Raw genomic sequence first — 10,397 nt, forward strand, 5'->3', positions numbered from 1 at the left:
CTCGTGTCCGGACGCCCCCCGGTGCGGTAACGCCTGCGCCTGGGAGGCGCCCCCGTCCCGTGGCGGCCGGGCGGCCCGGCTCAGCGCGGTCCGTCGTGCGGCTGCGCCGGGGCTGTGGGCGACGGGTCGGTGGCAGAGATCCGCTCGAGTTCCACCGTCTCCTCCAGATCCGCCCGCACATCCCGGCCTTCCTGGTCCTCACGCCCTCCTCGCGTGTCCCGGCCCTCCCGCTCTTCCACGCCCTCCTGCCGTTCCTGTTCGTCCTTCCCTTCTCGCTCACCCTGTTCGCCCGGGTCATTCTTCCCTTCTCGCTCACCCGGCTCGCCCCGCTCGTCCCGGTCCGGCCGGTCCTCCAGGCCCGCCCATTCCTCCAAGCTCGCCCACCCATCCGGGTCCTGCCGGTTCTCCCGGTCATCGAGGTCCTGCCGGTCCTCCTCTGCTGTGGGCGGGTCGGGTGCGGGCATCCAGGCGCAGGCGAGGGAGCCGCCGACCAGGCCGCATGTCAGTCCCAGGAACAGGCCGCCGAAGTTGGCGAGGGGGAAGGAGGTCAGGGAGAGCAGCAGGGCGGCGATCCCGGCGAAGACGCGGTGCTGCTGCTGGAACCACAAGGTCAGGCCCAGGACGACGAGGAGGACCCCGATGATGAGGGATCCCGCGCCGGACGTGGTCGACAGGGCCAGCACGATGCCCTGCAGATCGAGGTCCGTGTAGGGGAAGTAGATGATGGGCAGTCCCGCCGTCATGGTGAAGGCCCCGGCCCAGAAGGGCCGTTCGCCCCGCCAGGTCCGGAACCTGCGCCACACGCCGGCCACGGCGGTGGCGGTGGTGCGCCGTGCCGGGCGCGGGTCGGACATCGGATCCAGGAACACGTCTCTCCCTGAGGTGAGGACGGAAGCAACAAGAGGAGGACGGGTGGGTGTGCGGCAGGGGTGCGCCCGCATACGGTGCGCTCGCCCGCCGCGGCCCCCTCGCGGGGGGTGGGGCCGCGAAAATGGAGAGGGAGGTGGCAGAGGGGTGTCAGTGGGGGGTCAGAAGCAGGGGTTGTTGCCTTGTTCGACCCGCATGCGGAAGTTGGGGAGGTTCAGGGTGCCGGCGGAGGTCGCGACCGAGATCACGCGCACGTCTTCGAGCACGACCGACTGCGCCTGCTGGGCGAAGACGTCGGGGTTGAACCACCGCGAGTTCCTGTCTTTCGGGTTGATCGGCCCCTTGGTGACCGCGCCCGCCGCGACACCGATGTCGATGTTGTTGGTGTTGGCCTGGGCGGCCACGACGGAGGTGGCGTCGATGAACAGGTTCGACGCCTGCACGCGCCGCCCGTCGCCGCCCCTCACCACCAGGGTGTAGGGGCCCAGGACCGGGATGGGGATCACCACCGACAGGCACAGCCGGTCGATTTGCGCGTGCCGGAACCCCAGGACCACGACCGGCACGAGCGTGCCTTTGCGGGTCACGTCGACCATGGGGTAGACGCTCACGCCCCGTCCGCTGAGGGTGTCGGCGGCGAGTTGGAAGCGCTGGCCGGAGATGAGGAACGATGCGGCCAGTGCTCCTTGGGCCACGCCGATGCCCAGGGCCGCTGCGGCGGCGAGGGACGGGACGAGGACAACGCCGAAGCGTCTCCAGGACGTCCTGCCGGAGCGGTGCAGCATGGCGCCTCCTCCGTCGCGCATGGGACCCCCAACCCGTGCCGGAAGGAAATGGGGCGGGCGAAGTGCGGGTGGCTGCTGACGGAGTCTAGACTTCCGGGCCCTGCAGCCGACGGCATGTCAGGTCGGCCGGTCGGGTGGTATGCCCGCAGAAGGCCCCCTGTTCGGACCGGCCGCGGCGAGCGGCTGTCCAGCAATCCTGGTGAAGGGGGATACGGCGGGACGTGTCGTGGCTAGGCTGCCCGGATGAAGATCACGGGGGCGGTCGTAGTCGGCTTGGTGTTCGGATCGCTGACCTCGCTCGCCAACGCGTTGTCCTCGCCCTATGGGCCGATCGGGGCCCGTGTCGCGGGGAGCGCCGCGGCCGGGGCGGGCACGGTGGTGAGTCTTCTCCTCGATGCCGGGTGGTCGTGGGCGGCGCTGGCGGTCGTGGTCGGATGGGCGGTGGCGACACCGGCCCGGGGGGCGTTGGGCGCGGTGGCGGCGCTGGCGGCCGCGACCGTCTCGTACTACGTCGTGGACGCGTACGTGTGGGATGCGGGCACCGACATGGTCGTGTGGCTGGTCGTGGGGGTGCCCTTGGGGCTGGTCCTCGGCGCGGTCGGAGCACTCGTCAGGCGGCCGGGCCTGACCGGGCTGTTCGCCGCCCTGGTCGTCCCGGTCGGGGCCGCGGTGCAGATGGTGGTGATGCCGCCCGGCACGGGCCTGATCGACACCCGGCCTGCGAACGTGGCGGCGGGCATCGTCTGGGCCGGAGCCGCGCTGAGTACGGCGTGGGCGCTGGGCCGGTTCTGGCGCCGGCGCCGCGCCGCGGCCGCCGCGTAGGGAGGCCGCGGGCCTTGATCGGCCGCTCCCGGGTGCGGCCACGCGGCAGGCGCCGGTAACGTGAGGGGCGCCGGGGCCAGCGCGATCCTGTTCCTCAGGGCTGTTGTTGTGGCGTGATGACTCGAAGCCAGACCTCTCGCAGTGTCCGGGTGGCGCGGTCGAGGGTGTCGCCGTCGTCGCCGTGGGCGCGGTAGTAGCTGCGTTCCGTCATCCAGCACAGGGCACGGGCGAGGGCGCCGGCGTCGGTGGGGCCCTCGCCGTCGGGCAGCCCGGCGCGCACGAGGACGTGCCGCATGGCCTCGGCGAAGGCCTCCACTGTCTCCTCCCAGGATCGCTTGACGGCCTCGTTGAGGGCCGCGTTCTCCACGGCCGCGCGCATCACCGTGCCGTGCTCGCGCCACATCCGCTCGGTGTGCTGCAGGGCGCGCTCGACGGCCCTGTCCGGGGGCGTGTCGGTGTCCTTTGCCGCACGGGCGGCGTCCTCGCGGATGGCGACCATCGTGCGGGCCACGAGGGCGGCGAGGACGTCCTGCTTGGAGCCGAAGTAGAAGTAGAGCGAGCCGCGCGAGATGCCGGCCCCCTTCGCGATGTCCTCGACGGTCATCCGCTCCAGTCCCGTGCGCGCCAGCAGCTCTTCCGCGGCGTCCAGGAGCGCCTGCTCGCGCAGATCGCCCTTGCGTGGCGTCTCGCTCCGCCTGCCCATGCGACTTCGCTCTCCTCACCGCGTGGGGCCGTGTCGGCCCGGACCACCCGAGCCTACCCGCCTCATCACAAAATCCACGTCGCGTCGAAAAAAAACTGCACTGTGTAGACTCGAGCGTGTCCCTGTTCTCCGACCCAGGAGCAGCCCCGCCATGACGGACCCCACTCACAGGACCTTTCTCATCACCGGTGTCAGCAGCGGCCTCGGTCGTGCCTTCGCCCAGGGTGCTTTGGAGGCCGGCCACACGGTGGCCGGGACCGTCCGGCGCCGCGAGGACGGCGCCGCCTTCGAGGCGCTCGCGCCGGGACGCGCCCACGCGCGCCTCCTCGACGTAACCGACGGCGACGCGGTCGCCCGGGCCGTGCGCGACGTCGAGGAGAGCGTGGGCACGATCGACGTGCTCATCGCCAACGCGGGCTACGGGCTCGAGGGCGTCTTCGAGGAGACCCCGCTCGCCGACCTGCGGGCCCAGTTCGAGGTCAACGTCTTCGGTACGGCCGCCACCGTGCAGGCGGTCCTGCCCTACATGCGGGCCCGGCGCCGAGGACACGTCCTGGCCGTCAGCTCGATGGGCGGGCTCGCCTCCTTCCCGGGCGTCTCCGCCTACTGCGCCAGCAAGTACGCGGTGGAGGGACTGCTGGAGGCAGTCGGCAAGGAAGTCGCCGGCTTCGGGATCCACGTGACCGCGATCGAGCCCGGCTCCTTCCGCACCGACTGGGCCGGCCGCTCCATGGTCCGCGCGCCCCGGTCCCTTCCCGACTACGACGAGCTGTTCGAACCGATCCGCGCCGCCCGGCAGTCGGCGAACGGCCGGCAGCTCGGCGACCCCAGCAAGGCCGCCGCGGCGGTGCTCAGCATCCTCGACCTGCCCAATCCGCCCGCCCACCTGGTGCTGGGCTCGGACGCGCTACGGCTGGTCCGGGCCGGGCGCGCGGCCGTCGAGGAGGACCTGACCGCCTGGGAGGAACTCTCACGTTCGACGGACTTCCCCGACGGCGCACAGATCGGAGGATCGCCGCTCACGGCACGGACACGTTGACACAACACGCCGAAGTCAGGACCGCAGCCGGGCCGGCGCCCGGCGGTACAGATCCCGGTCCCACATCCGGCGGTCGCAGCACCGGGCCGTGCACAGCGTCCGCGCCGACGGGCGCGGAGGAGAGGGGTCGGACGGCGCCGGCGGGAAACCGGCCCCTGCTCACGTGGAAGGGGAGAGCTGCTCGCGCACCCATGCGGGTTCGGGGTTGGTGTACGGACGGCCGTCCACGATGACGGTGGGCACGGTCTCATTGCCGTCGTTGGCTTTTCTCACCACGGCCGCTCCAGCCGGGTCACGCCAGATGTTGACCCAGTACAACTGGCGGGCGTCGCGACCCAACCGGATACGCAGGCGCAGACAGTACGTGCAGCCCGGCCGCCAGAAGACCACCGGCCGGCCGTCGATCGTGCTGCGCTGCTGCGCCTCCTGCGCACCGATCGATTTCGGGAAGATCAGGGGCGAGTTCACACCTGCGAGCAGCACGAACACCAGTAGTAGTACTGCGGCTGGGGCGGGGTCCCCACCGGAGATCAGCCCCGTCGCAGCGACTGAGCCGCAGAGCACCAGCAGTATCGGTAGGATCCACGCGCACAACATGGCGTCGCAGGCTACCGATGAGCCGCAATGGGCCTCGAACCAGGCCGCTCGCCTGGGCGTTGGCGGGACGAGGTGGTGGCCATCGTATGGTCATGTGCTCAGGCAACTTACCGAGTTCCTTACAGAAAGCCCCCGGCGTTCACGCCAGGGGTGAATGCATCTCAAGGCTGCTCTGACGTGCACCTTAGAGCGGACGCTTTTGCTGCTCGATGTACTTGCGCACGATCGACAATGGTGCTCCGCCGCACGACGCGGAGAAGTAGGAGGGCGACCACAGGTGCCCATGCATGACAGCGCGGTTGATCCGCCCGGTGAACTCATGCCGGATCCGACGAGCGGATATACCCTTGAGGCTGTTGACCAGCTTTGAGGGGGTCACCTTGGGTGGGTAGTGCACCAGGAGGTGGACGTGATCGCGTTCACCGTTGAACTCTTTCAACTCCGCTTAGGAGTTCTTGCAGAACTTGCGCATGATCTCTTCGCCGCGCGTGAGCACGTCGCTGTTGGACGCGCCGCGCTGGTACGTCGTCACAAGGGCCAAGTGCACGTGCATCGCCGAACTACCTGTTTGCACGCCTGCAGGCATTCTGACTACCTATGAGACCAACTCTCGTAAGATCTTGGGTGTGCCCCCGGAAGGGGCAGGCGACCCCAGGCCGGAATCCCTGGACTTAGGCCAGGGAGCACGTCAATGCCAGATACATTCGTCGATCACGATCTGGGGGTCGGCTGTGCGGCGTGTGAAGACGTAGCGCAGCCATCCCCGGCCGTGATCGAAGTAGATGACATGGGCTCCGCTGGGGCGGGTGGACTGGACGGGTTCGACACTCATCCCGGTGGGTAGGTCTGCGGCTTTGTCGATGCCTCGGAAGTAGGGGTCGTTCGCGGTGACGAGTTCGGCGCGGGCGGCATCGACCAGGGCACGGGCCGGTGGTGGGAGGGTGTTTTTGTTGTCCTCGGCTTCTTTCGTCCAGTCGGCTTGCCAAGGGGGGCCCATGAATTCGGCTGTCACTGGCCGGGCTGTGCCTTACTCGCCTCGCGGCGCAGCCGTCCCGCCTCTTCCACCAGGCTCTTGGCGTGTGCGTTGTCTGTGGCGTCGGCTGCCTCGTCTTCCAGGCGGTGGACCCGGGCCTCCAGTTGGGGATCCCGGGCGAGCGCGAATTCGGCCCACCATCGGGTCATGAAGGCAGGCAGCGGTGCCAGGTCGTAGGTTTCGGCGATCTTTTCGCGCCAGTTGCGGTCGAAGTCGGGCAGGAGCTTGGGGGTGTGCTGTTCGATGGCGGCGCGGAGCGCCTTGGGGGTGCGTTCGGGCATGGGCGGGAGGGATCCCTGCAGGCCGGCGGCGGCGGTTGTCATTGCGCGCGCTCTTTCGTCATGACAGTGCGGGTCAGGCGGCTACGGACGGGGCGCCAGGCGCGCCGGAGGAAGTGAGCGCGTCGCGCTGAGTCGTGGTGACCATGCGGGCGTAGGGGTGGATATCGCCTCGGGCGTACGCGTCGAGCAGGAGCTCGCACAGTGCGGACATGGACCGGACGCCGTCCTTTGCGCGTTGCGTGTCGGCGCCGCTCCATACGGCATCGGATGCGAAGACGGTGCGTCCGCGCCGGTTGCCCGCCTTCGTAGCGGCGGCCCGGTGAGGCAGGGGGAGTGTTCCTGCGGCGTATTCGGCAAGGGCGCGACTCATGACCCAAATCAGAGGCAGGCCCTCGGTTTTGGCGCGGGCTCCGGCAGCGTCCCACACCCCCTTGGCTACGTTGGGGGCGCGTTCGCTCTCGCCGACGGCAGGCATGTGTCGCTCCAGTGGTCAGTGTGTTCTACCTATTGGAACGGTACTACGGATCGAATCGGTCCGCAGACGTACCTGCCGATCGGGCACAGGCGATCGCGGCTCATGCTGTGAACACGCCCGGATCCGCAGTCGAGGGCATCGGCCCGTCACGGCCCCTCGCGAACGCCCTCACCGAACCGCTGCGTCCGGTCGTTGCGGCCCGCTTTGCCACCGGCACGGCGGAAACGGCCGTTGGGCAGAGGAAGCGTGCGCACCGCACGTTTCGTCTGCAGCTGGGGAGTGTGCGTCACGGGCCACTGTCCGGCGGCTGCCGCCGATGTGGGGAGTGCCGTTCGGCACAGATCGTGCGCTCGATCGACTCGCGAGCACTGGACAGTAGCCCAAAGCCAGGGTGCGGGCCTGAGCGTGGTGGCGGCCCTACCGCAACGCGGGAACGACGACGCTCTGTGGGACGTGCAAGGTTGCACGTCAGAGGGCTGCGAGGCGCTCAACCGATGTCGGGGCCAGTCGCCCCGACTGGTCGTAGCCCTCCCACTTCGGCCGGCTCCCGGTCGCCCGGTGTGACGCGGTGGGCCACCAGGGCGGCGAGGTCGTCATCACGGGTGCCATAGACGTAGGCGCCCAGATCCTGGTGGAGGTGGTCGAGGAGTTGCCGGGGCGGATCATGGACCCATCGGCGGACACGCTGGGTGAGGGGGTAGAAGGTCCCGGTACCGTCGCGGGTCTCGCTGACGCCGTCCGTGTAGAGCAGCAGGCGGTCGCCGGCGCCAAAGGGGATGGTATCGACCTGGTAGTGGTCGCCAAGCAGGGCGGCCATGTTTATGGGTGGTGACGGCGCGCTGGGTTCCAACTCGCATACTTCGTCGCCGTGCAGCAGCAGTGGCGGCGGGTGTCCGCAGTTGACCAGACGGGCGATGGGTTCTCCGGCGGGGATCTCGACCAGCAGGATGGTGACGAAGCGCTCCAGCGCGTCGTCGCTGGGGACATGCTCGCCGTATCGGCTCATGCTGGTCTCCAGCCGGTGTGCCAGGTCCGGCAAGTGAGGGGCGTCCTGGACGAATACCCGAAAGGAACTAAGGACGACCGAGACGACCTCGACGGCCGGGAGGCCCTTGCCTCGCACGTCACCGATGATCAGCCGCACCCCGTGCGGGGTCTGCCGCGCCTCGTAGAAGTCGCCGCCGATGCGGGCCTGCGCGGCGGCCGCCTGGTAGAGAACCTCGACGTCGATGTGCCCGAGGTGATGCGGGACCGGGCGCAGCAGCACGCGCTGCGCCGTCTCCGCCACGGAGCGGACCTCAGCGAGGGTGCGCTCCCGGTGCTGCCGTGCGCGGCTGGCGTAGGCGGCGGCCAGGGTGACAGCCGCGATCGTGATCAAGGTGAAGATTCCGGGAGTCCGGTCCAGAGTGTGGTCGGCGGCGGAGATGGCGAACCCGGCAATCAGGGTCAGCAGCCCGATGCCCAGCGTGCCGGCCACCGAGAACATCGCGGCGGCCAGCGCCGGGGCCGCCCCGAGCAGCCGGTAGAACTGCAGGTGGGGCGTAAAGAGGGCCGCCACCGAGGCCAGCACGATCACCAAGAGCGGGGTCAGGAGCGCTGGCGAGAACGGCCGGTCCTCTTCCCGCATCCGCCGGGAGAGCCGCTTCGGGGCGATCACCTGCCTGAACGACCGAATGGCGCTGGCAGCGGATGCGATGGACGCCTTGACCTGTACACCCATTTTCTGTCCTTAGGTGGAGGCGGTTCACCGATGCCCCTTTGCAGTGGAAACTACCTGAACTATGCCTAAATGAGGCAATAAGGCTGAAGTCTAAAACCGTCAGTGGCGGTACGGCTGCTGTGGATCATGGTTGCGCCATTCGATGGCCACCGCCGGCCCGAGGTGACCCCTCCAGTCGCCAATGCAACCTTTTGTCGTATTTGCACAACTCTGGCACACTGAAGTCAGTAAACGCAACAAGGAGTTGCATTATGGCTTCGGCGACCTTCACCGAACGGTGCGGCACGGTCCGCACAGGCGGTCGCAGTGCTCGGGTGCGTGCGGCCGTCTACGAGGCGACGCTGCTCGAGCTGGGCCGGCGCGGTTACGCCGCACTATCCATCGAGGACATCGCAGCGCGAGCCGGCGTGCACAAGACGACGATCTACCGACGTTGGGGGACCAAGGACACGCTGCTGGCGGCCGCCATGGGCGACCTGGTCGACGCCGGGGTCCCGGTGCCGGACACCGGCGCGATCGAGACCGACCTGCGCGAGTACGCCCGATCGATCGTGGACGTTCTCATCAGCGACGCGGGCGCAATCGTGGTATCCGTGCTGTTCTCCGACGCGGCCAGGGCGCCGAAGGTCGCCGAGGTCAAGCGGAACCTCTTCGCCGAACGGCAGCGGCTCGCCGCACCCATCGTCGAACGGGCGATCCAACGCGGTGAACTACCGGCGGACACCGATCCACATGAGCTGATCGGCTTGATGGCCGCGCCGATCTACTATCGGCTCCTGGTCACCGGCGAACCCCTCGACCATGCCGTGGGCGACCGCGCGGCCCTCGCCGCCCTTGCCGCGGCGCCTGTTGTCCCACCCGGACGATGAACCGCCAACTCGTCGCATTCAGGCCGCGAGTGCTGGCATGTGCCCCGGAAATCCGGACCGATCAGCAGGCGGATCGATGTTGGTCCGATGCTCGATGCAGCGCGGGCCCGGCGTGACCTACCGGTACGGCGAGCTATCGGCGGGACGGCTGCGGGACCCTGCGAGTGACCACTCCGGTGGTGCCCCCAACGGTCCACATCTGGCGGCATAAGATAGTTGATTGGCCGCATATCCCCTGAAGGGACCTTGGATTGTGACCACCTCGATCATTGTCGGAGGAAGCGGCGCGCTGGGACACGTTCTGGCACAGCGATACGCCAACCGCGGCGACAGCGTCATCATCACCAGTCGCACCAGGGAGCACGCCGATACGGTGGCCGGCGAAATCGCCGGCACGGTCCGGGGTCTGGCCGTTGACCTGTCGCGACCGGAAACCATCGACGCAGCGCTCGTCGATGTAGGGGACGTCGACAACCTGGTGATTACCGGCGTCTCAGAGGGTTTCAACACCCTTGCGGACTTCGACATCGCCAGGGCCGTCGAAGCCGTGACAATCAAACTGGTGGGGTACACGGAGACGGTGCGCGTCCTGCGTGACCGGTTCACCCCCGGCGCGTCGGTCGTACTCTTCGGCGGCCTGGCCAAAGAACGCCCCTACCCCGGCTCCACCATCGTGACCGCCATCAACTCGGGTATCACCGGACTGATGAAGACCCTCGCACTGGAGATCGCACCCCATCGTGTTAACGCGCTCCATCCTGGCGTGGTGGGTGACAGCCCGAGGTGGCGCGACGTACCCGACCACCCCCACGTACCGCGTACCCCCATCGGGCGCTTGGTGACGATGGCGGAAGTCGCCGACGCCACCGACTTCCTCCTCTGCAACACCGGCGTCAACGCCCAGGACCTGTTCGTCGACGGCGGACTGCGCGTCGCCTGACACGACCGCCCAACCCCGATGAGGTGTAGAAGCCAAATGCCAAACGTCTCCGGACGATCAAGAACAGAGGCCGTCTCTGGGGCGTATGGGGTCACCCGACGCCGACCAACAACGACAGAAGCCCACGGCATCTGAACTACTCAGAGCCGCAGGCTTGTTCTGCCCCGCTAGTGGCTCGTCACGCAGCCTTGGCCGGGTATTGGGTCCACTGGCGGATCGGTGAGTCGGGGGCGAAGTTGGTCTTCGGTTCCGCGTGAGTGCTGCGC

12 protein-coding genes and 1 pseudogene are annotated in these 10,397 nt (G+C 68.7%); 4 read left to right on the top strand and 9 right to left on the bottom strand.

The window, feature by feature from the left end; genetic code table 11:
- Window positions 1–80: 80 nt before the first annotated feature.
- Window positions 81–869 carry a DUF6114 domain-containing protein gene (locus ADL25_RS52465; RefSeq protein WP_063805840.1) on the bottom strand — a complete coding sequence of 263 codons (789 nt, stop codon included), beginning with the start codon at window positions 867–869 and terminating at the stop codon, window positions 81–83.
- Window positions 870–1,028: 159 nt separating this feature from the next.
- Complete coding sequence (locus ADL25_RS39625; RefSeq protein ID WP_059132781.1) at window positions 1,029–1,652, bottom strand: DUF6230 family protein; 624 nt, start codon at window positions 1,650–1,652, stop codon at window positions 1,029–1,031.
- A 243-nt stretch (window positions 1,653–1,895) separates the two neighbouring features.
- Here ADL25_RS39625 and ADL25_RS39630 point away from each other — a divergent pair, with 243 nt between their 5' ends.
- Window positions 1,896–2,474 carry a hypothetical protein gene (locus ADL25_RS39630; protein WP_059132782.1) on the top strand — a complete coding sequence of 193 codons (579 nt, stop codon included), beginning with the start codon at window positions 1,896–1,898 and terminating at the stop codon, window positions 2,472–2,474.
- Between the two features lie 94 nt (window positions 2,475–2,568).
- Here ADL25_RS39630 and ADL25_RS39635 read toward each other — a convergent pair whose 3' ends face one another.
- Complete coding sequence (locus ADL25_RS39635) at window positions 2,569–3,177, bottom strand: TetR/AcrR family transcriptional regulator (RefSeq protein ID WP_059132783.1); 609 nt, start codon at window positions 3,175–3,177, stop codon at window positions 2,569–2,571.
- A 151-nt stretch (window positions 3,178–3,328) separates the two neighbouring features.
- Here ADL25_RS39635 and ADL25_RS39640 point away from each other — a divergent pair, with 151 nt between their 5' ends.
- Window positions 3,329–4,216: an oxidoreductase gene (locus ADL25_RS39640; protein WP_059132784.1), complete on the top strand. Its 888-nt coding sequence runs from the start codon at window positions 3,329–3,331 to the stop codon at window positions 4,214–4,216.
- A gap of 159 nt (window positions 4,217–4,375) precedes the next feature.
- On the opposite strand, the gene ADL25_RS39645 is transcribed toward ADL25_RS39640, so the two are convergent.
- The 6 genes and pseudogenes from ADL25_RS39645 to ADL25_RS39665 all read right to left on the bottom strand — a co-directional run bounded on the left by ADL25_RS39645 (window position 4,376) and on the right by ADL25_RS39665 (window position 8,322).
- Window positions 4,376–4,813 carry a glutaredoxin domain-containing protein gene (locus ADL25_RS39645; protein ID WP_059132785.1) on the bottom strand — a complete coding sequence of 146 codons (438 nt, stop codon included), beginning with the start codon at window positions 4,811–4,813 and terminating at the stop codon, window positions 4,376–4,378.
- A gap of 184 nt (window positions 4,814–4,997) precedes the next feature.
- A pseudogene (tnpA, locus tag ADL25_RS52470) lies at window positions 4,998–5,399 on the bottom strand (IS200/IS605 family transposase).
- A gap of 102 nt (window positions 5,400–5,501) precedes the next feature.
- Window positions 5,502–5,825 carry a hypothetical protein gene (locus tag ADL25_RS39655; protein WP_059132786.1) on the bottom strand — a complete coding sequence of 108 codons (324 nt, stop codon included), beginning with the start codon at window positions 5,823–5,825 and terminating at the stop codon, window positions 5,502–5,504.
- Window positions 5,822–6,127 carry a DUF6247 family protein gene (locus ADL25_RS39660; RefSeq protein WP_234381239.1) on the bottom strand — a complete coding sequence of 102 codons (306 nt, stop codon included), beginning with the start codon at window positions 6,125–6,127 and terminating at the stop codon, window positions 5,822–5,824. Before ADL25_RS39660 ends, ADL25_RS39655 begins: the two co-directional genes overlap by 4 nt.
- Window positions 6,128–6,200: 73 nt before the next feature.
- Window positions 6,201–6,497 carry a hypothetical protein gene (locus tag ADL25_RS49445; RefSeq protein ID WP_147318087.1) on the bottom strand — a complete coding sequence of 99 codons (297 nt, stop codon included), beginning with the start codon at window positions 6,495–6,497 and terminating at the stop codon, window positions 6,201–6,203.
- Between the two features lie 592 nt (window positions 6,498–7,089).
- Window positions 7,090–8,322 (bottom strand): PP2C family protein-serine/threonine phosphatase, encoded by a 1,233-nt coding sequence (locus ADL25_RS39665; protein WP_063805841.1) that lies wholly within the window; start codon window positions 8,320–8,322, stop codon window positions 7,090–7,092.
- A gap of 251 nt (window positions 8,323–8,573) precedes the next feature.
- Here ADL25_RS39665 and ADL25_RS39670 point away from each other — a divergent pair, with 251 nt between their 5' ends.
- Window positions 8,574–9,191, top strand: coding sequence for a TetR/AcrR family transcriptional regulator (locus tag ADL25_RS39670; protein WP_079050904.1), 618 nt, complete (start codon window positions 8,574–8,576; stop codon window positions 9,189–9,191).
- A 253-nt stretch (window positions 9,192–9,444) separates the two neighbouring features.
- Complete coding sequence (locus ADL25_RS39675; RefSeq protein WP_059132788.1) at window positions 9,445–10,131, top strand: SDR family oxidoreductase; 687 nt, start codon at window positions 9,445–9,447, stop codon at window positions 10,129–10,131.
- Window positions 10,132–10,397: the final 266 nt, after the last annotated feature.

The organism is Streptomyces sp. NRRL F-5122 (assembly GCF_001507435.1).
Lineage (GTDB): Bacteria > Actinomycetota > Actinomycetes > Streptomycetales > Streptomycetaceae > Streptomyces > Streptomyces lannensis.